21 protein-coding genes and 1 pseudogene are annotated in these 22298 nt (G+C 43.0%); 4 read left to right on the top strand and 18 right to left on the bottom strand.

Features of this window, described 5'->3' with window-relative positions; all coding sequences use genetic code 11:
* Positions 1–173 precede the first annotated feature (173 nt).
* Together G7Y32_RS02190 and G7Y32_RS02185 are read right to left on the bottom strand one after the other, a co-directional pair.
* A complete protein-coding gene (locus tag G7Y32_RS02190) occupies positions 174–1253 on the bottom strand; it encodes a peptidyl-prolyl cis-trans isomerase (RefSeq protein WP_165210032.1) in 1080 nt (359 codons plus the stop codon).
* A gap of 115 nt (positions 1254–1368) precedes the next feature.
* Entirely contained in the window at positions 1369–2076 is a 708-nt protein-coding gene (locus tag G7Y32_RS02185; RefSeq protein WP_165210030.1) for an O-methyltransferase, read from the bottom strand.
* A 393-nt stretch (positions 2077–2469) separates the two neighbouring features.
* Between G7Y32_RS02185 and G7Y32_RS02180 the strand changes: the two genes are divergently transcribed.
* The 4 genes from G7Y32_RS02180 (at position 2470) to G7Y32_RS02165 (ending at position 4472) form a co-directional block, all read left to right on the top strand.
* Positions 2470–2661: a hypothetical protein gene (locus tag G7Y32_RS02180; RefSeq protein ID WP_165210028.1), complete on the top strand. Its 192-nt coding sequence runs from the start codon at positions 2470–2472 to the stop codon at positions 2659–2661.
* A 400-nt stretch (positions 2662–3061) separates the two neighbouring features.
* Complete coding sequence (locus G7Y32_RS02175; protein WP_165210026.1) at positions 3062–3817, top strand: class I SAM-dependent methyltransferase; 756 nt, start codon at positions 3062–3064, stop codon at positions 3815–3817.
* A gap of 12 nt (positions 3818–3829) precedes the next feature.
* Positions 3830–4177, top strand: a complete 348-nt coding sequence (locus tag G7Y32_RS02170) for a cupin domain-containing protein (protein WP_165210024.1) — start codon at positions 3830–3832, stop codon at positions 4175–4177.
* Positions 4170–4472 carry a cupin domain-containing protein gene (locus G7Y32_RS02165; protein WP_165210022.1) on the top strand — a complete coding sequence of 101 codons (303 nt, stop codon included), beginning with the start codon at positions 4170–4172 and terminating at the stop codon, positions 4470–4472. The genes G7Y32_RS02170 and G7Y32_RS02165 overlap by 8 nt, the downstream gene beginning before the upstream one ends.
* A 206-nt stretch (positions 4473–4678) precedes the next feature.
* On the opposite strand, the gene G7Y32_RS02160 is transcribed toward G7Y32_RS02165, so the two are convergent.
* From G7Y32_RS02160 to G7Y32_RS02085, 16 genes and pseudogenes are all read right to left on the bottom strand, one after another.
* Positions 4679–7132 carry an FtsK/SpoIIIE family DNA translocase gene (locus G7Y32_RS02160; RefSeq protein ID WP_165210020.1) on the bottom strand — a complete coding sequence of 818 codons (2454 nt, stop codon included), beginning with the start codon at positions 7130–7132 and terminating at the stop codon, positions 4679–4681.
* Positions 7133–7931: 799 nt separating this feature from the next.
* Positions 7932–8210, bottom strand: a complete 279-nt coding sequence (locus G7Y32_RS02155) for a bacteriocin (RefSeq protein ID WP_206221346.1) — start codon at positions 8208–8210, stop codon at positions 7932–7934.
* A gap of 864 nt (positions 8211–9074) precedes the next feature.
* On the bottom strand, positions 9075–9857 hold the full coding sequence (trpA, locus tag G7Y32_RS02150; RefSeq protein WP_165210017.1) for a tryptophan synthase subunit alpha: 783 nt from the start codon (positions 9855–9857) through the stop codon (positions 9075–9077).
* A 3-nt stretch (positions 9858–9860) separates the two neighbouring features.
* Positions 9861–11069 (bottom strand): tryptophan synthase subunit beta, encoded by a 1209-nt coding sequence (gene trpB / locus G7Y32_RS02145; protein ID WP_165210014.1) that lies wholly within the window; start codon positions 11067–11069, stop codon positions 9861–9863.
* Positions 11066–11647: a phosphoribosylanthranilate isomerase gene (locus G7Y32_RS02140; RefSeq protein WP_004229900.1), complete on the bottom strand. Its 582-nt coding sequence runs from the start codon at positions 11645–11647 to the stop codon at positions 11066–11068. Before G7Y32_RS02140 ends, trpB begins: the two co-directional genes overlap by 4 nt.
* The gene (gene trpC / locus G7Y32_RS02135; protein WP_165210011.1) at positions 11634–12401 is read right to left on the bottom strand and encodes an indole-3-glycerol phosphate synthase TrpC; all 768 of its coding nucleotides are present in this window, start codon (positions 12399–12401) and stop codon (positions 11634–11636) included. Before trpC ends, G7Y32_RS02140 begins: the two co-directional genes overlap by 14 nt.
* A complete protein-coding gene (gene trpD, locus G7Y32_RS02130) occupies positions 12398–13402 on the bottom strand; it encodes an anthranilate phosphoribosyltransferase (protein WP_165210008.1) in 1005 nt (334 codons plus the stop codon). The genes trpC and trpD overlap by 4 nt, the downstream gene beginning before the upstream one ends.
* A gap of 43 nt (positions 13403–13445) precedes the next feature.
* Positions 13446–14015, bottom strand: a complete 570-nt coding sequence (locus G7Y32_RS02125; RefSeq protein WP_004226843.1) for an aminodeoxychorismate/anthranilate synthase component II — start codon at positions 14013–14015, stop codon at positions 13446–13448.
* Complete coding sequence (gene trpE / locus G7Y32_RS02120; RefSeq protein ID WP_165210005.1) at positions 14012–15367, bottom strand: anthranilate synthase component I; 1356 nt, start codon at positions 15365–15367, stop codon at positions 14012–14014. Before trpE ends, G7Y32_RS02125 begins: the two co-directional genes overlap by 4 nt.
* Positions 15368–15686: 319 nt before the next feature.
* Positions 15687–15985, bottom strand: a pseudogene (locus G7Y32_RS02115) (chorismate mutase).
* A gap of 759 nt (positions 15986–16744) precedes the next feature.
* Positions 16745–17566, bottom strand: a complete 822-nt coding sequence (gene pnuC / locus G7Y32_RS02110; RefSeq protein ID WP_165210002.1) for a nicotinamide riboside transporter PnuC — start codon at positions 17564–17566, stop codon at positions 16745–16747.
* 294 nt (positions 17567–17860) lie between these two features.
* Entirely contained in the window at positions 17861–18457 is a 597-nt protein-coding gene (locus G7Y32_RS02105) for a response regulator transcription factor (RefSeq protein ID WP_165209999.1), read from the bottom strand.
* A complete protein-coding gene (locus tag G7Y32_RS02100; RefSeq protein WP_165209996.1) occupies positions 18454–19551 on the bottom strand; it encodes a sensor histidine kinase in 1098 nt (365 codons plus the stop codon). Before G7Y32_RS02100 ends, G7Y32_RS02105 begins: the two co-directional genes overlap by 4 nt.
* Positions 19551–20297, bottom strand: a complete 747-nt coding sequence (locus G7Y32_RS02095) for an ABC transporter permease (protein WP_165209993.1) — start codon at positions 20295–20297, stop codon at positions 19551–19553. Before G7Y32_RS02095 ends, G7Y32_RS02100 begins: the two co-directional genes overlap by 1 nt.
* Complete coding sequence (locus G7Y32_RS02090) at positions 20284–21180, bottom strand: ABC transporter ATP-binding protein (protein WP_165209990.1); 897 nt, start codon at positions 21178–21180, stop codon at positions 20284–20286. The genes G7Y32_RS02095 and G7Y32_RS02090 overlap by 14 nt, the downstream gene beginning before the upstream one ends.
* Before the next feature lie 536 nt (positions 21181–21716).
* Positions 21717–22082 carry an EXLDI protein gene (locus G7Y32_RS02085; protein ID WP_165209987.1) on the bottom strand — a complete coding sequence of 122 codons (366 nt, stop codon included), beginning with the start codon at positions 22080–22082 and terminating at the stop codon, positions 21717–21719.
* Between the last annotated feature and the right edge of the window lie 216 nt (positions 22083–22298).

Raw genomic sequence — 22298 nt, 5'->3', positions numbered from 1 at the left:
AACATGGCCGCGGTACCACCTCCATTTAATGAACTTGTCATTCTTCATTAACTATTTCGTTTTGAAATTGAGCAGCATGGTTAGATTACCTGTCTGGCTCGCAGCAACCGCCAGATTTCTGAACAGGTCAATTCTAAACAATTCTCAATTTTATTTTTCCGTCTTAAACTGTCTTATTTAGACTTTTTAGAACTTGAAGCTGTGCTGCCGTCTAAACCATAGTTTGAAAGCAGTGAGCTGTAGGTCTTATCTTCAATTGTGACGTTGTATTCTTTGAGCAATTTAGCGATAACGTTATTGGTAAACTTAGAATCGCCAATCTTTTTGTTGACGTAAATTTCTGTCAAACGTTTCTTATAAGATTTCCAATCAGGATTCTTTTCATTTTTAGCGGTTACTTTGACAACATAGTAACTCTTAGAACCATCGTTACCTTCGGATTCAATGACATCTGATACAGCATTATTGTCCAACTTGAAGGCTGCCTTTTGGACATCTTCTGGTGGAAGGTTTTGGGCTGCATTGGTGTCGGAAGATGTTCCAGAATCGAAGGAGACATTTTCCTGACCACTATTATCTTTAGCGATTTGGCTGAAATCAGCTCCGTCCGCTGCAGCTTGATCATGCAGGTTAGAAGCCTTATCCTTATCATCTGTCTTGATGTAGCTGACAGTAATTTCTGGATTATAATCCTTATAAAGTTCTTGCAATTTCTTGTCGTTCAAATCCTTCTTAGCAGCATCCCTAAAGGCATATTCCTGCAAAGCTTGAACGCGAAGATTTTGTTTGAAGGTATCTGTTGTCAAGCCATTTTGTGACAAGAGGGTAGTCAACTGATTTCCGTATTGCTTAGCGTATTGTTGATACTTGTCATTAACCTTGTCGTCAGAGACCTTCTTACCATACTTGTCTTCCAGCATTGTTGAGAAGATTTTTTGCAAGAGAGCACTCTTAGTTGCATCTGAACCCTTAGAACTTTCATAGAGATCAGCAACCGTGATAGTCTTGCCCTTCATCCGAACCAGAACAGTTTCTTGGGAAGGACGACTATTCATATAAAGATAGGTCCCTACACCACCGATAGCCATAGCTAAAACAAAGGTCAGGAGACTGCGGAAAACCTTGCTTCCAAAGATGGTCGCAAGAGAATTCCATAAACTGCCTTGGGTTTTCTTCTTTTTCTTTCTTTGGTCTTTTCTAGCACGTCGGTTTTTATTTTTTACTTCATCCTGAAATGCTTTTTTATTCGCCATATTCTACTCCTTCTTATTGGGAACTGGAACAAAAATCGGTAGTGCAGCACAATCGATTTTGTATCCTGCCCCAAACATTAACTCACCTATTATAACATACTTTCTTCTATCTTGCCTAGTCTGGAAGAGTGACATCTATAGCATTTTTGCGAATCAGCAATAGGCCATCACTAATCGGTAAGAGACTAGCTGTCAAATCCGGATTATTCAAAGTGGCATCCATAAGCCGTTGGAGACCGCGGTAGATGGTTCTTTGTCCTCGCTTAACCTCTGCAATCGGCTTGGCTAAATCGCCTCCCTGAAAAACATCGTCAATAACGATGACACCGCCGACTTCCAGCCGCTCCAGAACTTGGGGTAAAAAGACGATATACTTAGATTTGGCTGAATCCATAAAAACAAAATCGTATCTGTCCCTTAGTGTCGGTAGAATATCGAGGGCTTCTCCTTCTAACAACTTGATCTGCCGCCGACTATCGTACTTGGTTAGATTTTCCTTAGCCAAGCCCAGCATTTCTTCATTACGTTCCAACGTTGTAATTTTAGCTTCAGGTGCATATTGAGCCATAAGAAGAGCCGAGAAACCAATGGCTGTTCCGATTTCTAAAATAGATTTGGGAGCTAGAGCCTGCATAAGAAAGCGAAAATAAGCCACCACCTCTGGTTGGATGATAGGGATATTTTCCTGATGGGCAAAGTCTGCCAGTTCTCTTAGATGTCCTGTCTCCTTTTTCTGATGTGTCCGCATGTAGCGAACAACTTCTTCTTTGACTATGGGACGGCGCATATTGTGATTAGCATTTTTACTGTACGTTTGAACCATGATCCTATGATAACAAAGGCAAGAGGGATTTGTAAAGACAAGTAAAAGGGAAATTCTAAGAAACTGTATTTACAAGTTTAAATTCTTAGCGTTAGCTGGAAAAAGCGACCATAAGGTCGCTCAAAACAGACAGTTGCCGCCGTGGTAAAAAGACGATTGTCCCTATTCAATCAATCGTCGAAGGGATTTTCAAGACCCTAGGCTTGAAAATGAGCAATGGAACTCCGTTAGGAGGTCGCTTGCGTCCCTACTACATAAGACTAACTGTCAAAAAATGTGAGTACAAGTTCTAACAACCGTGCTTTTCCTTATACTTTTACTGTTTGAAAAGGCCCTCAGCGCTCTCACATGCTATAATAAAGTAACGGTATGTTTAGAAAGGAAAAACTACTTATGAATAAAGGATTTGAAGCTTTCAAGAATACTCTGTCAACCGAGAGCCTCAAGGCTATCTACGATGAGACAAAAATTGAAGTGGCCGATGAAGAAACAGAAGGAACTGAAGCCTTTTCACTGGCATTAGCCACGCAGTACGCCGTTAATCTGGTTGAAAAATACCAAGAATGGCTAAATAAGGATAAATAAGTCATAAGGAGTTTAGGACAGTTAAGTTCTAAACTCTTTTGTAGTTCCTAAGCGCTTTTTGACACTCCGAAAGCAAGATAAGGTCGTGATTTCATAGACATCAATTTTTCAAATAAGCCTACTTCTACCTGCCGACCCTAAATGCTCTATTAGTTTTTTTTGTAATGATTCCAATGAATGGATTTATCCAGTAAATGCTTACTGGGCTGACTTCTTTTTGTTAGAATGAAGGTCTAAACCTAAATATATTTCTAAAAACTGAGTCGGTCTACGACCCTGCATAACTTACAAGGCCTAGGGGAGCTTTTGAATTCAGAAATAAACTAATGAAGTTCCGTTCATTTGATGGGATAAGCAAGGCGAACCTGCCCTTAGTATCTTGAATAAAGGAGTGAGGTAAATGGCACAAAAAGAACTAGGTCATCATTTCTTAGCTAGACTTGGGAAAAAGCGGCTGCGTCCTGGTGGCGTTACAGCTACTAATTGGCTAATTGAACAGGGACAGTTCAGCAAGGACAAAGAGGTTCTAGAAGTTGCCTGCAATCAGGGAACGACTGCTATTGATTTGGCTCAGAGGTATGGCTGCCATGTCATAGGAGTTGATACCGATACTGGGGCCTTGGAAAAAGCTAGGGAAGCTGTTGCTCAGGCTGGTCTTGAGAAATTCATTCAGGTCCAAGAGGCTAATGCTATGAAATTGCCCTTTGATGATAACTCTTTTGACATTGTTATCAATGAGGCTATGCTGACTATGCTCCAAGACAAAGCCAAGAAGCGGGCAATCATGGAGTACAGACGCGTCCTAAAACCGGGAGGCCTATTGTTGACACATGATGTTGCCTACGAGGATCCTCGATTGGAACAGACTTTAGAAAAGCTGAGAACCACCATTAATGCTAATGTCCAGCCCCTTCAAGTCAATGATTGGAAAAATCTTTATCAGGAAATGGGGTTTAAACAGGTACAGACGACCTACGGCCAAATGTCCCTGATGTCTCTGTCAGGAATGATCAGAGACGAAGGCCTTGGGGGAACGTGCAAAATTTTCTACCGAGGTATGAAAAAGGAAAATCGTCAGCAGTTTTGGAAGATGTACCGCTTTTTTAACCAAACAGGGAAAGATCTGCGTTATATCGCTGTAGCCAGTCAAAAATAAGGAGGAAATATCATGCGTTATATTGATAAATTAGAGCCTGCACATATTCTGGATTTAACCAAGGAAGTTCCTATCGCTGAAGAGCAAATGCTCAGTAAAACTCTGGTTCAGCGCCAAGACTTGGGAATGACTCTCTTTTCTCTGGATAAGGGGCAGGAGATTGGCCGCCACTCCTCACTAGGTGATGCTATGGTCAATATTTTATCGGGAACTGCTAGGATTACCATTGCTGAAGAAGATTTCGACGTCACGGCAGGTCAATCAATTATTTTACCTGCCAATATTCCCCATGCCCTCTTTGCTAAAGAGGCCTTTCAGATGCTGTTGATTGTTGTTAAACCGGAGGCTGACCATGATTGAGTCATTTCCAAATTTGGTTCATTACCATGAGCAGCAAATTGCCAGTCGCTCGCTCAGCCAGAAACTAGGATTGGAGCGAGCGGTCACGCTCTATGCTTTTGATCAAGGAGAGAGCATCAGTCCAGAGGTCAGCACAGCCGATAAACTCTTACAAGTATTAGAGGGCAGGCTGCTGCTGTCTTTAGATAACCAGAAAATCAAACTGGAAGCCGATAGTTTGGTCGCCATCCATAAAGGACAGGTAATAGCCCTAGAGGCTGCTAAGCCGAGCAAACTGCTACAGATTGATTTGTGAGACTCTTTAAAATTCAAACAGTAGAGCTTGATTCTTGAACAGATTTATAAGCTAAGCTTGTAAAAAAGTAAGGGCAGTTGCCACTCAGGCACCATCTCTCTATTTTTTGAATTGCTCTTGCTGCTACCATATACAAAAAAACACGAGGCTAGAACAAATATTCTGCCTCGTGTTAACTTATTAGATAGAGCTGTTTGCTACAATTTTTATTGGTTTGTTATCAAGACCTTGCGCGGCTTAGTTCCTTCGGCTGGGCCGATAACACCTGCTTCTTCTAATTCCTCCATTAAGCGAGTCGCTCGGTTAAATCCAACAGACAGTCGTCGTTGGAGCATAGAAGCCGAGGCTTTTTGCGTTTCCAAGACTAGAGCTCTGGCTTCAGCAAAGAGGGGATCTCCTTCGGAAGCACCGCTGCCTGAGCCAGAATCACCATCATTTTCGGAAACTTCACCGGGATCAAAGCTGTGATCATAATCCGCTTCAGCTTGGTCCTTGATAAAGTCAACAATCCGTTCCACATCATCGTCAGAGATAAACGAACCTTGCAGACGAATAGGGTGATTTTCATCAATCGGCTTAAAGAGCATATCCCCCCGACCAAGCAGCTTTTCTGCCCCATTTTCATCGAGAATAGTCCGACTGTCTGTACCTGACGAAACCGCAAAGGCAATCCGTGATGGGACATTGGCCTTAATGAGACCGCTGATAACATCAACGGATGGCCGCTGGGTGGCTAAAATCATGTGAATACCAGCTGCACGCGCCTTCTGTCCCAGACGGATAATAGCATCTTCAACTTCCTTGCTGGCTACCATCATCAAATCAGCCAGCTCATCCACAATGACAACAATGAGAGGCAAAGGAATCTTCTTCTCCTCAGACTGAGCATTGAAGGACTCAACCTTAGCATTGTAACCAGCAATATTGCGAACACCGACATGACTGAAGAGCTCATAGCGGTTTTCCATCTCATCAACAACTTTTTGTAGAGCCTTGGCAGCCTTACGAGGGTTGGTCACAACAGGAATTAGGAGGTGGGGAATATCATTGTAGACAGAGAGCTCAACCATCTTAGGATCAATCATCATGAATTTGACCTGATCCGGACGGGCCTTCATCAAAATGCTGGCAATAATACCGTTGACTGCAACAGACTTACCAGAACCGGTCGAACCAGCCACCAGAAGGTGGGGCATTCGCGCCAAGTCAAAGCTACGCGCCGTTCCATTGACAGCCTTGCCAAGCGGAACCTCCAAAAGTTTGCTAGGATTAGTCTTGGCCTGCTCCCAAAGTTCACGGAAGGTAACCGTCGCAATTTCCGAGTTAGGGACTTCGATACCCACTAGAGATTTTCCAGGAATAGGCGCTTCAATCCGCACGTCTTTGGCTGCCAGAGCAAGGGCCAGATCGTCCGCCAGATTGGAAATGCGGTTAACCCGAACCCCAACAGCTGGCTTGATTTCATATTTGGTGACGGATGGTCCGATTTCTGCCCGTTCAACACTAGCCTTAATACCAAAGCTGGCGAAGGTTTCTTCCAAAATCTTGATATTTTGGCGAACAATCTTTTTCTCTTTGGTTTGGTTCTTAGGCTTGTCAGGAGCGAAGAGATCAATGGTTGGCAACTTATAAAGCAGATGCTGTTTAGGAGTGAAATCAACCTGAACAGGTTCATCATCATCTTCTTGATCTTGGGTTTGATCTAGATTGGAGCTGGCTGCTTGAGCTGATGCGGAAGCTGGATTTTCAGCTTCTTCCTCATCAGGATAGTGGAAGTGATAATTCTTGAAGTCCTGCTGAGAATAGCTGTCCTGAACTTCTTCATCATATCCTCCCAGAATTTCCGGCTCAGTTTTCGGAGTGGATTGAGCTAGGTCTGATGATAGGATTTCGCCTGTTTCAGGATCAATTAGGCCAGCAAAGTCATCATCCTTTTCCGGCTGACTTGCTTCTTGCTCCTTAGCTGCCTGAGCTTTAGCTTGGACCTTGGCCTGGCGCTTTTGCTCGCGGCGCGATTCCATTTGAAGGCTGGTTTGGTCGATCTTATCACTGAGACTGCTGCCGGTCTTTTTAAAGAAACGCATAACGTCATACACATCCCAGGAGCTCATCAGATAAAGACCGAGGACGATAAAGAGTCCGCCGATTAGATAAGAACCGATGTTAGAAAAAAGAAAGACAACTGGCTTGTAAAGGACAGCCCCAACCATGCCACCGCCTAGGAAATGGGTGACATCCACATTTTTGAGGTCTGCCGTTGCCAAACGAAAAGTCCCTTCAAAGATATCACGTTTCTTCATCACATCCATAGAGAAGAAATAAGCATGGAAGATCAGCATGAGGCCGGCCATAGCAGATATGTAGCCTGACATAAAGCCTGCATGCTTTTGCAGCCATTTCCCTGCAAAGAGGTAAAAGAGCACGCCAAAAATAGCTGGATAGGCCAGACTTCCAACGGCTAGACGAATGAGGTTGTAAGCCGTGATACCAAAAACTCCCAAACGAATAATTGCAAAAAAAAGAATAAAGGCTGTCAAAAAGGCAACTACCATTTTGCGAACAGCTTTTTTATGCTCTCTTTCCTTCTTGGTCGGGCGGCTGTTTTTCCTACCCTGTCTCTTATTTTTTTTAGCTGATTTTGTTGATTTTGCTTTTGCCATAATACCACTATTATAGCATGTTTTATGAGATTTGATGAGGAGAGATAACTACAAAAAGGCCGGAAGAAAATCCAGGCCCTTTTGTTTATGAAGGTTGAGTTGATCGGCACAGACATATCTGCGCCCAGTTATTCTTAGAATGAGCAGTCTGTTATTGGAAAATCTTGGCTTAAATTCTAAGTTGCCAAGTTCTAATGCAGTTGGGCAGTGCTAAGCGGCATGCAATGATAGGTGTCATTCAAACTGCTATTATTTATTACGTAAATAATAATATATCGCCATCACAATCAAATAGAGCGGTAAAGAACCCGAAACACAAAATCTAATCTTTTTTGATTTAATACTTTTAAGTCCTCGATCAGCTAAAAAAAAAACATAGCAATAATAACTATTGCATTAATGATATCAATTGGTGTTTTCATTTTAGTCCTTACTTTTGATAAATTATATAGCTATTCTCACATATTAGGTACATCTAACATTTAAAGGAGACCACCTTTATTGACGTTCGCTCCAAGATAGCCACCTGATACTACACCAGCAATCGTTCCCATAATAAAGCATTCATATTGTTATCCTATTTTTATATATTAATCTCACTTGAATTTAGGCGAAAAACGTTGTATAGATTGATAAAACAATTAATATAATAAAGGAAATCCAGGCTAAAATTTGTTTAGTCCTTCCCTTTTCCATTGGCCTGATTACAAAATAACTGAAAATCCCCAGCATCAATAATAATATAAATGGGATTAAATACTTAAGTGAAATCATTTCTATTGTACCTCTATCCAATTTATTACAACCAAGATGGCGTACCTGGTATATGAATTGAATTTCCAAGTTCAGATCCAATACCTCCGCCAATAGCACCTCCAATACCTGCACCCCAAGCAAGTCCAGCAACTGTACCTCCTCCAGGTTCAGCAACTGTGCCAAGTGCTCCGTCAATCATACCACCAATTGATTCTCCAAGTACAGAACCAGCTCCTCCAAAGACCCAACCTAATACTTTTCCTCCACCTTCGGTCTCAGAAAGAACTTCCATATTCGCCAACGTGTATTCCTCAAATGCCATTGTGTCTAAAGTACTGTGTTCATAAAAAGTTTTCCTTTTTAAAAAATTATGTGGCTATTTTAACGCTTAAAGTTTACTTATGCAAGGAAATTTGAAATATTTAACATCAAAGGTAATCTTTTGAAAAAGAAGAATAAAAATTCTGGTTATTGTTATCGAATTTTTTAGAAATACAAGAATGAGAAACTAAAGATAGGAAAACTATATTTGGCAAGAATTCACCCCACTTCTTGATTGGTATCCAAAAAAAGAAACAATTGATAGTCAAAATAATCAAAAACAGACACGGCGACAAGATGCAAGCAGTACTTTTGTACAGCTAGTTAAAGTCAACGATGTATCACCTGAATTCTCAACGGATATATGACGTTTGAATACCTCCAATATTACTACCATTGACCCCCTCCAAAATAAAAGCAGCTCAAGAAGGAGATGGCTGCTGGTTGAGCCTCCTGTCAGTTAGTTTACAGGAGGCTATTCAAGTTGTATTGAGGAGAGCATTTTAATGCCAAGTTTAAAACCTTACAAAATCATGATTCATCCCTATCGCAACGAGTAGGAATCGTTTGGATAGGTTCTGAAATAATTTACGGACTTTGCGGACTCATCATTTGCAAGGTATTAGAAACTGTATTCACAAGTTAGCATCAGCTGGAAAAAGCGACCATAAGGTCGTTCAAAACAGACAGTTGCCGCCGTGGTAAAAAGACGATTGACCCTATTTAAGTCAATCGTCGAGGGGATTTTCAAGACCCTAGGCTTGAAAATGAGCAATGGAACTCCGTTAGGAGGTCGCTTGCGTCCCTACCACATAAGACTAATTGTCAAAAAATGTGAATACAAGTTCTTAGTTTCCAAATCAATCTATTTTTCAAACTGGCTGGCTGCTTGGATAAAGTCTTCTACTGTTTTGGTTTGGCCAGCATGAAGGTCGCAGACGATTTTTGAGCCAACAATGACACCGTCGGATACTTGATTGAAACGGGCAACATCTTCCTGACTGGAAACACCAAACCCTGTCAGCACTGGAATATCGGCCATGGCTGATAGACGCTTTAGATGCTGGTCTAAATCTTGACGGTAACTTCCTGATTTTCCAGTTACCCCATTGATGGCAACTGCATAGATAAAGCCCTGAGCATCTTTGATAAGCTCTTTCTGGCGTTTGAGACCGGTCGTTAGGCTGACAAGGGGAACGAGGCTAATATCACTATCGACCAGATAGGGTTCGACAAAATTAGCGTGCTCATGTGGCAGGTCGGGAATAATCAGCCCCTTGACAGAAGTTTCAGCCAAGTCTGCTACTAATTTTTCCACACCATATTGGTAGACCGGATTAAAGTAGGTCATTAAGACCAACGGTATTTGAAGACGTTGCTCCTGCAATTTGGCAACAATGCCGTCAAGTGTGGTACCGTGTGCTAAGCTGCGCAAACCTGCTTCTTCAATGACTGGACCGTCTGCGACAGGGTCTGAGAAAGGGACACCGACCTCAATGGCAGAAGCTCCTGCTTTTTCTAAGAGGCTTAAGGTCTCGAAGAGACCGTCCAATCCCTTATCGTGGTCACCGGCCATGATATAGGGAAGGATGAGACCTTTTCGAGCATTTTTTATAGCTTGCAGGTGGTTGGTTAATGTCTTTGTCATAATCTACTTCCCTTCTTTCTCAGCTTCCAAGCGCTCTTTAACCTGTGAGACATCCTTGTCTCCACGCCCTGATAAACAGATGATTAGAGATTGATCCGGCTGCATGGTTTTCGCGACTTTTTGCGCCAGAGCGATGGCATGGCTGGATTCCAGAGCAGGAATAATTCCCTCAAGACGGGAAAGCAATGTGAAACCTTCCAAGGCTTCCTGATCCGTAATGGAATCATAACTGGCACGGCCGATTTCATTGAAGTAGCAATGCTCAGGTCCAACACCTGGATAGTCCAGTCCTGCTGAAATAGAGAAGGCTTCCATTATCTGCCCATGCCTATCCTGTAAGACATTCATCAAAGCGCCGTGCAGCACGCCCGGACGTCCCTTAGCAAAAGTTGCCGCATGCTTATCGCTGTCTAGACCTAAACCGGATGCTTCTGCACCGTAGAGGGCAACTGACTCATCATCAACAAAAGGATAGAACATCCCGATGGCATTGGATCCACCGCCAATACAGGCCATAACAGCATCTGGCAGCTTACCGCCAGAAAGCTGGGCAAACTGACGTTTAGATTCCCGACCGATGACGGATTGGAAATCACGTACAATTTCAGGGAAAGGAGCTGGGCCTAAGGCTGACCCCATGATATAGTGGGTATCGTCAATATTGGCTACCCAAGCGCGCAGGGCTGCGTTGACCGCATCTTTAAGGACACGAGAGCCATCTGTAACTGCCTCAACTCTGGCTCCCAGCAGTTCCATGCGGAAAACATTGAGGGCCTGACGTTTGACATCTTCTTCTCCCATGTAAATGGTACATTCCATATCAAAGAGAGCTGCCGCCGTTGCTGTAGCTACTCCATGCTGACCGGCACCGGTTTCTGCAATTACTTTTTTCTTCCCCATACGCCGGGCCAACAGCACCTGACCGAGGGCGTTATTAATCTTGTGGGCACCGGTATGATTGAGGTCTTCGCGCTTGAGGTAAATCTTGGCTCCGCCAATATGCTTGGTCAGGCGTTTGGCATAGTAGAGCGGGGTCTCACGGCCAACATAATTTTTGAGCAATTGATCCAATTCCGCTTGAAAATCTGGATCATCCTTAGCCTGACGGTAGGCTTGATCCAATTCCAGAACGGCTGTCATCAGTGTTTCGGGGACAAATTGACCGCCGAAACTGCCGTAAAATCCTTTAGCATCTGGTTGATTATAGGTCATTGTTTCACACTTTCTATAAATTCTTTAATCTTGCGAAGATCCTTCCTGCCCTCGGTTTCAACTCCTGATGAAACATCGAGGGCGTAAGGATGGAAGGCTGCGATAGCCGCTTGAGCGTTGCCGCTGTTAAGACCGCCAGCAATGAAAAAGGGCTGCTTAACTTGGCTAGTATCTAATTTTTGCCAATCAAAGGTTTTCCCAGAGCCAGCCAGAGGAGCGTCGAAAAGCAGGTAAGCGGCCGAACTCCTGACTGAGTCCGCTGAATTGCTGACCTGCAAGGCACGGATAACCGGTACTGAAACCTGACGGATCAGGGAATCGGGAAAGTCCCCATGAATCTGGACCAGATCGAGAGGGACAGCTGCAATGGCGGCCTGCAGTTCCTCTAGACTGGGAGAGACAAAGACACCCACCGTCTTAACCCTTTCGGGGACAGCTGCTGCTAAATTATGAGCCTGAGTCAGAGTCACCTGACGCTTGCTGGGAGCAAAAACAAAGCCGATATAATCCGCACCGCTGGTGACGGCCCTTGCTACTGCTTCTGGGTCGGATAGGCCGCAAATTTTAACCCTTGTCAATTCTTAGCTCCTTTATCTTGTCTGCAACATTGTCAGCTGCCATCAGGGCTGTTCCTACTAAGATAGCATTAAAGTAAGGAGCAACTGTCTGCGCATCTTCTTCGGTGCTAATGGCTGATTCAGAAATGTAAACAGGTCCTTCTTTAAAATGGGTGGATAGCTGCAAACTCGTGTTGATATCCGTGTTAAAAGTGACTAGATTGCGATTGTTGATTCCAATAATCTTTGCACCAATACGGTGAGCAGCCTCAAGTTCTGGTAAATTATGCGTTTCCACTAAAACTTCCAAACCTAGGCCCGTCGCAAAATCATACAGTTCCTTTAAACGTCCCTCTGACAGGGCTGCTACAATCAATAGAATCACCGTTGCTCCAGCATTTCGGCTGCGGATAATCTGCTTTTCATCAATGATAAAATCCTTAGCCAGAGTCGGAATAGCCACTTGGCTAGAAATTTGTCGCAAATAATCTAGATGTCCCTTGAAATAAATCTCATCTGTCAGTACAGAAATCATAGCAGCACCATTTTGTTCGTAGGTCTTAGCTTGAGCCACAATATCAACACCCACATTGATATCACCGAGGCTGGGACTGGCTTTTTTGACTTCGGCAATGATTTGCAATTTGTCTTGGTGACCCTTGAGAAAATCATAGAAACGATAGGCCTGACGTAAGGGGTGCAGTTCTTCCATGGTAAGCTGGGCAACTTCCTTGGCTTTTTGCTTTAGGATGGTGGGGAGAAATTCTTGACTCATACTTGTACCTCTTGTAACTGGTGAAGCTTGGCTAGAGCCAAACCGTCAGCTAGAAGCTGACGGGCTAGGGTTACGCCGGCTTTGATACTGTCAGCTTTACCATTGGCATAGAAGCCCAAGCCTGCATTTAGGACGGTCGTCTCTAGATAAGGACTCGGTTCATTGTTTAGGACGCTGAGCAAGATTTGAGCATTGTCTTTAGCATCACCGCCTGTGATATCGGCCAATTCAACCTTATCCATGTCCAAATCTTTATAGGTAAATGTGTGCTGGCTGATTTTACCGTCTTCTAATAAAGTATAGGTATTGGTACCATAGAGGGCAGCCTCATCCATATTGTCAGGTCCTGTAATGACTAGGGCACGTTTGCGGCCCAGCTGCTGCAGTGACTGAGCAACTATGTCCTGCAATTCTACACGATAGAGCCCCATAAGCTGAGTTTCTAAATCCAGCGGATTAGCCAGAGGCCCTACCAAATTCATAATAGTTGGAATCCCCAGTGCCTGTCTGGCTGGACCAATGTAACGCATGGCTGGATGCATGGTTTGCGCAAAGATAAAGGCTAAGCCTGCCTCATCCAAAGCCTTAGACAGAGTTTCAGGTTCTGCTGCAATGTTAATCCCTAATTCTTCCAGAACATCGGCTGAACCTGATTTAGATGAGACCGAACGATTCCCTGCCTTGGCCATGCGGACACCGCCAGCTGCTAAGATAAAGCAGGCTGTTGTCGAAATATTGAAACTGTAGGATTGGTCACCGCCAGTTCCGCAGTTGCACATGGCATCCTCAAAAGTCTGAGGAAGCTGGGCTGCTCGATTTTTTAGAGCCTTGACCACCCCTGTAATCTCCTCTGGTGTTTCAACCTTAATTTTCAAGCCTAACAAGAAAGCGGCGATTTGTGCTTCTGACACTTGACCCTGCAAGATATTTTCAAAAAGTTCCTGAACTTCTTCTTGATTTAGGTCTTGTCTCTGACTTAATTTCATAAAAATCTCTTTCATCTGTTGTTCTCCTCTTACATTTTATACGTCTACTGTTTGCTTCTTACTCTTTGGCTGAAAGCTTGACAAAGTTTTCAATCATTTTCAAGCCATCCGGTGAGCCGATACTTTCCGGATGGTATTGGAGACCGTAAATGGGCAGTTCCTTATGCTGCATAGCCATGATTTCATGATCATCGCTAGTGATGGCCGTCACTTCAAAATCCTGAGGCAGGTCTTCAACGACTATTGAGTGATAGCGCATAATAGGTACGCCGTCTGCAATACCTTCAAAAAGAGGAGAAGGTGCTTGCAGTTCCAGAGGCGATTGCTTCCCATGTCTCACATTTTTAGCCAGCCCCAGTTTACCGCCAAAACTCTCAGCAATAGCCTGATGTCCCAGACAGATACCCAGTATCGGCTTTTGTCCAGCAAAGTCCTTGATCAGACTTTCCATTTTCCCAGCATCAGCTGGCCAACCGGGACCTGGTGAAAAAACTAGGGCATCAGCTGTTTGCGCCTCTTGATACACGTTTTCAGCATCATTGCGCAGCACTTTAACCTCTGCGAAAGTCCCAAGATACTGAGCTAAGTTATAGGTAAAAGAATCATAATTATCAATCAGTAAAATCATTGGGCATCTCCTATTTTTGTCATAGCCTTGGCCTTATTGATTGTTTCGTAAAATTCATTCTCAGGCTGACTGTCGTAAACAATACCAGCTCCAGCCTGAACGTAGGCCTTGTTATTTTTGAGAATCATTGTCCGAATAGCAATGGCAAAATCCATATCGCCTGTCGCAGATAGGTAACCGATGGCACCGGCATAGATTCCCCTTTTTTCTTTTTCCAGCTGATAGATACGCGTCATAGCACGAATTTTAGGAGCACCTGATACGGTTCCTGCTGGTAAGGTTGATTTTAGAGCATCAATAGCTGTCAGTTGAGACAACAGAGTTCCTTTGACAACACTGGTCAGGTGCATCACATAGCGAAAATATTCCACTTCCATATACTTGGTCAGCTTAACACTGCCAATCTCAGCAATCTTACCGATATCATTGCGGCCTAGATCGACCAGCATACGGTGTTCGGCCGTTTCTTTGACATCACTGGCTAAATCTTTCGCTAAGGCCTGATCTTCTGCTTCATCCTTACCTCTGGGACGAGTGCCGGCAATCGGATTGGTCACGACCTGACCGTCTTTAACGGAGACTAAACTCTCAGGACTGGCTCCGATAATCTGATAATCTCCGAAATCATAGAAATAGAGATAATTTGACGGATTGGTCACGCGCAAATTTCGGTAATAATCGAGCGGATCTCCTTGAAAATCGCTGGAGAAGCGCTGGCTGATCACACATTGGAACATATCTCCCTGACGAATAAGTGTTTTAGCCTTGGTGACCATAGCTTCAAACGTTTCCTTTTCTAGGTGGTTCTTAAAATCCAGTCGGTGCAGCTCTTGCGGGCTGAATTCATTCGGAGCCTGAGTCTGCAAATCCTGAATGACCTGTCCCAATGCCTGACGGCTAGCATCATTATCACGGCCGCTGTAAATATTATCCTCTACCACATAGACCTTTTCCTTCTTGTGATCAAAGACCAAATATGACTCATAAATAAAGAAGTGCATATCCGGTGTCCCGATAGTGTCTTGGGGAATCTGACCAATATTTTCATAAAGATTCATCATATCATAGCCAACAAAACCGATGGCGCCGCCGCCAAAAGGAAGGGCAGATTGATTCGATTTAAGTGTTACGGCGCTGAGATAATCAAGCGGATCATCATCAACTACTATTCCGTTTTTTAATAAGCGGCCTTCTTCAAAACGCAGTTCAAAAACGGGATTATAGGCCACAATTGAAAAGCGGGCATTTTCCTTTTCGCGGGGAATAGATTCCAAAATGACCTTATGCTGACCTTTAATGCGCATATAAGCTAAAATCGGGGTCAGCGTATCTGCCGGTAAAATTTTTTGCATAATGATTCCTTTCTGTCTATGTGATCGGAGACCGGACAAAAATTCGTCCAGTATTCCTGTTTTGGAATAAACTTTTGACGCAGGCGTCAGCAGGCTTTCTTTTGGCTACAAAACTAAAGCGGAAAACCTAAACAAATGTGATGAACATCGTTCATTTTATTTCCAACCTCAAAAGGTCTCCCAGACCTTTTGAGCTGTGCAGAGTGGGAGTGAAACGGTCTGGGGAGAGACCGTTTCAGGTCACCACTTTGAAACTAGGGAGTGGTGAGCCCCCAAATTTTCAATTTTGGGGTTGATCCTACCCCTTTTTGCAAATAGTTTAACTGGTATGAGGATGTTTTTCCTCATTAATTTCAGTCTCTAATAGGATAAAAGCTTCTATCATTGACCGCCATACAGCTTCCGCAACAGCTGGTGATAGGTTTGCCTCTGCGGCCTACTGCGGCGTTCACGGATTATCTGGGCTACACGATGAGGGGCAGCCACAGCGGCAGTATCTTGGCTGGTTTTTAAACGTCCCGCTGTCTCTACTAATTTTTGCCGCTCGGCCAACAATTTAATCATTTCCTGATCTAAACTATCTATTTTCTGACGAACGTCAGCTAGTGTCTGGGGCATAGCATTCCTCCTTTACAGCCATTATCTGATGTTCAAAGTTTTAGAAGTCCTTTCTTATACTCTTTGAAAATCAAAACTATACATCGTTGACTTCAGCTTGCCGTACACTAGTACTGCCTGCACTTCGCTGCCTTGTCTATTTTTGATTTTCTTTGGGTATTTACTTACGGAATCGGCTTTCTGAAAAATGGTTGGCTTCAAATTCTTGAGATAAACGTCAAAAACCCTCGCACAGAAAAATCTGTGCGAGGGCGTTTAGTACAAAGTCAAAACACGGTACCACCTCGATTGATAGGATTTGTCAATATTTCCCATCATCTCATACTTGTCCAACAACAAGCTGCACGATAAGGGGTGCCTAACCGGGAGACTATTGTTTATCTCCGCTTTTATAGCCATCAGCCCATTTCCCAAAAGAGCTGCTATTGCCTCACAGTAACCGGCAACTTCCTGAAAACCTCTCTTAAAGTACTTCTTCTGATTGGTTTATATTATAAATCAGTCCCCCGAAAATGGCAAGCGTTTTCTGTAAAAAATTTTTGGATTTTTTCTTTAATTTTTTCAGTTGTACTAGCCTTTTGTCCTAGAGCTATCCCTACTTACCAAGGCAAATCAAGCCCGAACTTTCCGTCCATTTTTTGATAAACTGTATCACCATAGTTTTCATCGTACTATCTAATCTGCTGATAGGCGGATTCTCATTCATCATCAATGAAAGAATTTGATAATCTGGGCATTCTTCAAAGTTGACCATTAGAGCTAGACAGCATCTTGACGACTAATAGTGGCTGCCCCACCTTTCTTTGCTGCCTTAGACCACTGGTACCAACCGACTAAGCTATTAATGAGGTAGATAAAGTATTTTCCTTGTATCTGCAAACTTTCTCCCCACCAAAGATAGATGGAGAAAATATTGGTAGCTGCCCAGAAGAGCCACTGTTCGCGATAGACCGCAGTCATCAGGAGCTGGCCTACCCCATTAGTCGCATCGGTGACACTATCTCTGAAAGGCCGTCTAGCTCCGATGGACTGATAGATGAGACCGAAGCTCAGCCACCAAAGGGCGGTTACCAGAAGATATTTGAGCCAGTTGGCCAAGTTTAATTTACGAGCCACGAACGTCTGCTCCTGCTTTTTAAACTGAGATTGGTAAATCCAGACAAAAAGACCAATTGGCTGCATAATCGTAAAGTACAGGGTTGTCAGTACCTCACCATAAAATCCTTCTTGCAAGGCTAAAATCAAATAAATAACCGAATTAATCAGACCAAATAGATAGTTGCTGGCCCGACCTTCTGATACAAAAATGACACAGATAATACCGGTCAGACTGCAAGTCATTCCTACCCAGTCTCTCACTTGATGATGGTAGTAAAGTTCCAGCCAGAGCGGAAAACTGCCGAGGATCAGCAAGTAAAGCCATTGAACGAGGCTGCGGTTGGCAAACAAATCATCCCAAAAGATCTTGAGGCTCTCTGCTAGAGAATGCTCTTTTAATCCTCGGATGATCAGTTGCAGCCCCTGCGACATTTCTTGCCAGGTTGTGCGGATACCTTTAATTTTTCTTTCAATAAAATGCATGGTTACTCCTTTTGTTTTTAGAGAGCCGTGTCCATTGACTTGCGGATGCAACGCTCTATTGACTAAGTGAAGGCTGGGGCAGACAGTTATGATGGCGAAATCCTCCTAGCTGTCTGTTCACTCGTCCAACTTTCAATAATCGTAAGATGCCTATTATTGGAAGCTATTATAGTCTCCAAATAAGTGAATGTCAATCGTTCCTTACGCATAAAAAAGCTTCAGACCCTTGCAGGAACTGAAGTTTTGCTGGTTTAGACAAATAACACTGCTTTTTAAAACGGCTTTAATTTTTTCCTACACCCAGCCCTTGTCCTTGGCAATGCGGACGGCATCGGTACGATTGCTGGCCGATAATTTATTAAAAATACTGGTCATATAATTTCTGATGGTCCCATTCGATAAAAACAGTTTTTCAGAAATATCTTGATTGGACAGACCTTGAGCTGCCAATTCTAGGACTTCCTGTTCGCGCCGACTGAGAGGATTTGACGTAAAAGTCACCTCTTCAACTAGCTCTGGTGAGTATTCTTTGTGACCTGCTAAAACCGTATCAATAGTCTTCATGAGTTCCGAAGCTGAGCGATCCTTTAAAACATAAGCGTCTACATGAGCTGCTAAAGCGCGTTTGAAATAGCCTGCACGCTTGAAAGTGGTCACGATGATCACTTTGATATCCGCATTAGCGCGAATCCATTCCAAGACTTCAAGTCCTGTTTTCTTTGGCATTTCAACATCTAAAATAGCGACATCAACAGCCTGTTTTTGCAGCTGAGCTATCGCTTCGTCCCCATCTGTAGCTTGATAAATTTCCTCCACACCATCCTCCATGAGTAGAAGCTGACAAAGCGCATCCCGCAGCATGGCCTGATCTTCTGCAACTAATAATTTCATAGCCTATCTCCTTCTTCTAAGGTCACACGAATAAGCGTTGGATTTTGGCTGGATAGAATCACAACGTCCCCCTTAACCAGCTGTAGGCGCTCTTTGATAGAATGCAACTCCTCACCAGTCAGCTGGGCAAAACCGCAGCCATTATCACTGACCTCTACCACCAGTTTGTTGTCAGACCTAAATAACTTGATACGGCACTGATTAGCCCCAGCATGCTTGATAATATTAGTGGTTAATTCTCGTAAAATCATGGTCATGCTGGACTGGATAACTGGTGATAAAGTATCTAAGTTCAACTGATTATCTACTGTCAGGCCAATGTCTGACAGGGCAAACACCTCAGTGATATTATCTAATTCCTCTGCCACTGTACGGTATTTGAGATTATTAATTAGCTCGCGGACATTCTTCATCGATTCTTGGCTAATCTGGTTAAGCTCCAGCAGCTCCTTACTAACAGCAGCTAGATTTTTCTTATCCAGCTGCTTGAGAGCCAGTTCTGTTTTCAAGGTCATCATGGCAAAGGTATGTCCCAGCGTATCGTGTAAATCGCGGCCGATTCGGTTGCGTTCATTTTCGGCGGACAGGAGATTAATTTCCTTATTTTTCTGATAAATTTCTTCTTGAATTTTATTTTCCATATAGGTCTGTCGCTGAAAAAAATGCATGGCAATGATAAAGATGGTAATCAGTACCGTCATTACTTTTGCTATTAAGGGCTGAGCAAAGAATAACCCCCACAGCATAACCGCCGAAAGAGCAAACACGTAGGATACCATGCGGTAACTTCGGATATCACCCTCAAATCGCCAAACTAAAAGATTTTCTAAATAGAATAAAAACCACATCATATTAGGCTCAATCGCAAAAGTCATCCCAAGAATATAGCCGAGCAGATAGAACCACAGGAGGGCAATCAACTTTTTATACTGATCGCGAAGATGAATAATCAAAATATAACAAATTCCAAAAAGTATTGAAGGGATTAAGGTCCAGCTAGGATAGCCGAACCACAGCACCCCTCCCCAAGGAAAGATCATGAAGACTAGCCCTACATAAAAGAGCGAATCCGTCTTTTGAAATCGGCGAAACATCAATTTACCTCAAATTTTTTTCCAGCTGCCAGAGCAATTATTAAAACTATAATAGCATATCCTAGCAGAATAACCAGAGACTGGATGGAAAAATCATCTTTGAAATAAGAAATTAAGAGATTATTGAGATGATAGGTCGGGGTCACCTTGGCTAGTTTCTGCATAAAATCTGGGAAAGTCTGTACTGGCATCCAGAGGCCGCCCAAGACAGCCAAGCCAAGATAGAAAATATTGGAAACCAAAGAGAGAGTCTGCGAAGATTTGATATGGGCAAAAAGGGCACCAAAAGGCATAAAACAGACCGCTCCAGCAAATAAAACCACCGCACTAGTCAGCCAATCGATCGCAGGCATATCAACTCCTTTGATAAAGTACCCTACCGCAAAAACAGCCATAATAGCTAAAACAAAGTGAACGAGAACAGCTAAGATTTTACTAAAATAGTATTGCCATATAGGGATTGGGCTGTGCTGAATACTTCTGAGACGGTTGCCATTTCTATCTTCCTGAAAAGCGAAGGGCAGGGAATAAAAGGCAAAACTAAGACTGGAAAAGGCTGTCATCTGTATCATATATTGACGTACCCAATAGGCTACCTGTTCTTTAGGCATATTATCGTCACTGGCCCAAATGCTGGTAAAGAGCAAAAAGAAAGCAATCGGCATGCCAATTCCCATTATTAGGTTGGACAGGGAACGTTTATTAATGAGATATTCCTGATGCAGGATTGCTTTAAGCGTGTTCATAATCATTCTCCTTTGCCATGTCAAAAATAGTATCTAAAAGGGTACGATTGGTCATTTGAATATCCTCGATAGGACACTTAGCTTCTGTCAGTAAATCCCAAATATGCTGCGGTTGTCTGCTGCTAAAAGAAATAGTGTCTGTTTTAACAGTCAAGCCCTTAATATCTTGCCCTTCAACAGCATAGAGGTAATCAGCAGGCAAGGTGAAGACCTTCTCTTTTTCTTCTGAGCGCAGCAGATAAGGCGTGGTATCACGCAGCAATTTTCCTTGGTGTAAGACCAAAATTCTGTCCGCCGTGTGTTCAACCTCTTCAATATAATGGCTGGAATAAATGATGGTCTTGCCTGTCATTTTCAAATCTGCAACAATCTCCCAAAAACGCTTGCGTGTGTTCGTGTCCATGCCAGCCGTCGGCTCATCTAAGAAGATGATGTCGGGCTGACCGACCAAGACTTGCACAAAAGCCAGAAGTCGTCTTTGACCGCCAGATAATTTTTCAGCAAACTGATTTTTCTGCTGGTCAGAAAATTGCAGCAAGGCATCAATTGCTTTATCAGACAGAGGATTTGAGTAGACAGCTTTTTGAAAATTGAGAAGTTCAGAAACCTTCATCTTTTCTTCTGTCAGGTTCTCCTGAAAAAGAATGCCCACCTTTCTTTTAAGCTGTGAAGACTGGGTATTCTGCCCCAGTACAGTAACGCTACCTTCTGTTGGAGCATAGTCCCCCAGCAGGCAGTTAAAGAGTGTTGTTTTGCCTGAACCATTAGGTCCAATCAGGGCTAAGCAGTCGCCTTCCTTAACGTCAAAGGAAATACCCTCCAGAACCTTTTTCGATTTAAATTGTTTGGATAAGTTTGAAACGCTTATAACAGTAGTTGCCATCACTATACTCCTTTTACTAAGATACGGCAGAGGCTTGTTATCTAAGTGCTCCGCACTTGATACCAAACGAGGCTGGACAAAAACTTGTCCAACATTCCTGTTTTGGAATAAGCTCTTGACGCAGTGGTTGGCTGGCTTTCCTTTTGCCACAAGGCCAAAGCGGAAAACCTAGCCAACTGTGCGGAGGTGGGAAGACGAACCAAAATTTTCAATTTTTGGGTTCTTTCCCACTCCCTACCTCTCCCACTAACTTCGTTTGGTTCGTAAAATCGACTAACTAAACTTCGTGTCGCAAAGGACATCCGCGAACACCGTCAAAATAGGAATTTTGACACAGAGTCAAGAGAAAACTCTAGAAGAAATCGTCTTTTTGACACCACCATCCGCAGCCTATGTTCATTTTTGAAATAATGCCAAACCCCTAAAAGGCAAAGCAAAAATAGGAAATTAGCAGAAAATCCTGACTTTCTAGACGGTTTATCTTTTTACACAGGCTTTAGGGTAAGTTTATTTAGATGGTATGTTTGCTGATAATTCTAAATATCTAGATATTCGGTGACTTCACCATGCTGAACTTTTTCCGCCAGTTTGTGAATGATATCTTTTCCCAAATATTTTGTTAAAGTTTCCAAATCATCTGCCACTTCAAAAAGGGTATTTTCATGAATATCACTTGGATCAAAGTTTGCGTTTTCCCTATCTTTATTCCAGTAATACCAGTTAGGATCTGTTCGCTCATAATAAACATAGTGTTGCTTTTTTGTCAGGTAAACTCTTTTTGAGATTTGTTTTTGTTCATCCTCAGTTTTGACAATGTGGGAGTAAATTTTAATCCCTTGAAAGACTTTATAGCTGCGGATACCATCTTCTAAAAGTTTAAGTTTGATCTCCTCATAGGTCATTTTAGTCCCTCCTTTGTAACTATTAAGGTAGGAGAAGGTTGTCCTTTCTTCCTAGTCTGTTAATTCTTCGATAAGAAATTGAGTAATACCAATTAGAACAATCGCTGAAATTAACAAGCCCATAAATCTTCCAAATATGAAAAGGCCACTCAATCTTCAACTATTCAAAAACAATTGTAAAGACACTCAAGACTGCGCAAACCACTCCAATAGGGT

This window comes from Streptococcus tangpeifui, assembly GCF_011038795.1.
GTDB lineage: Bacteria > Bacillota > Bacilli > Lactobacillales > Streptococcaceae > Streptococcus > Streptococcus tangpeifui.
Note: the sequence above shows the minus strand (reverse complement) of the source record. Positions and strands in the feature narration are given on the sequence as shown.

Bases quoted from the DNA above. Each gene is read 5' to 3' on its own strand.
- G7Y32_RS02190 (WP_165210032.1), bottom strand. From the start codon at position 1,253: ATGGCGAATAAAAAAGCATTTCAGGATGAAGTAAAAAATAAAAACCGA.
- G7Y32_RS02185 (WP_165210030.1), bottom strand. From the start codon at position 2,076: ATGGTTCAAACGTACAGTAAAAATGCTAATCACAATATGCGCCGTCCC.
- G7Y32_RS02180 (WP_165210028.1), top strand. From the start codon at position 2,470: ATGAATAAAGGATTTGAAGCTTTCAAGAATACTCTGTCAACCGAGAGC.
- G7Y32_RS02175 (WP_165210026.1), top strand. From the start codon at position 3,062: ATGGCACAAAAAGAACTAGGTCATCATTTCTTAGCTAGACTTGGGAAA.
- G7Y32_RS02170 (WP_165210024.1), top strand. From the start codon at position 3,830: ATGCGTTATATTGATAAATTAGAGCCTGCACATATTCTGGATTTAACC.
- G7Y32_RS02165 (WP_165210022.1), top strand. From the start codon at position 4,170: ATGATTGAGTCATTTCCAAATTTGGTTCATTACCATGAGCAGCAAATT.
- G7Y32_RS02160 (WP_165210020.1), bottom strand. From the start codon at position 7,132: ATGGCAAAAGCAAAATCAACAAAATCAGCTAAAAAAAATAAGAGACAG.
- G7Y32_RS02155 (WP_206221346.1), bottom strand. From the start codon at position 8,210: ATGGCATTTGAGGAATACACGTTGGCGAATATGGAAGTTCTTTCTGAG.
- trpA (WP_165210017.1), bottom strand. From the start codon at position 9,857: ATGACAAAGACATTAACCAACCACCTGCAAGCTATAAAAAATGCTCGA.
- trpB (WP_165210014.1), bottom strand. From the start codon at position 11,069: ATGACCTATAATCAACCAGATGCTAAAGGATTTTACGGCAGTTTCGGC.
- trpC (WP_165210011.1), bottom strand. From the start codon at position 12,401: ATGAGTCAAGAATTTCTCCCCACCATCCTAAAGCAAAAAGCCAAGGAA.
- trpD (WP_165210008.1), bottom strand. From the start codon at position 13,402: ATGAAAGAGATTTTTATGAAATTAAGTCAGAGACAAGACCTAAATCAA.
- G7Y32_RS02125 (WP_004226843.1), bottom strand. From the start codon at position 14,015: ATGATTTTACTGATTGATAATTATGATTCTTTTACCTATAACTTAGCT.
- trpE (WP_165210005.1), bottom strand. From the start codon at position 15,367: ATGCAAAAAATTTTACCGGCAGATACGCTGACCCCGATTTTAGCTTAT.
- pnuC (WP_165210002.1), bottom strand. From the start codon at position 17,566: ATGCATTTTATTGAAAGAAAAATTAAAGGTATCCGCACAACCTGGCAA.
- G7Y32_RS02105 (WP_165209999.1), bottom strand. From the start codon at position 18,457: ATGAAATTATTAGTTGCAGAAGATCAGGCCATGCTGCGGGATGCGCTT.
- G7Y32_RS02100 (WP_165209996.1), bottom strand. From the start codon at position 19,551: ATGTTTCGCCGATTTCAAAAGACGGATTCGCTCTTTTATGTAGGGCTA.
- G7Y32_RS02095 (WP_165209993.1), bottom strand. From the start codon at position 20,297: ATGAACACGCTTAAAGCAATCCTGCATCAGGAATATCTCATTAATAAA.
- G7Y32_RS02090 (WP_165209990.1), bottom strand. From the start codon at position 21,180: ATGGCAACTACTGTTATAAGCGTTTCAAACTTATCCAAACAATTTAAA.
- G7Y32_RS02085 (WP_165209987.1), bottom strand. From the start codon at position 22,082: ATGACCTATGAGGAGATCAAACTTAAACTTTTAGAAGATGGTATCCGC.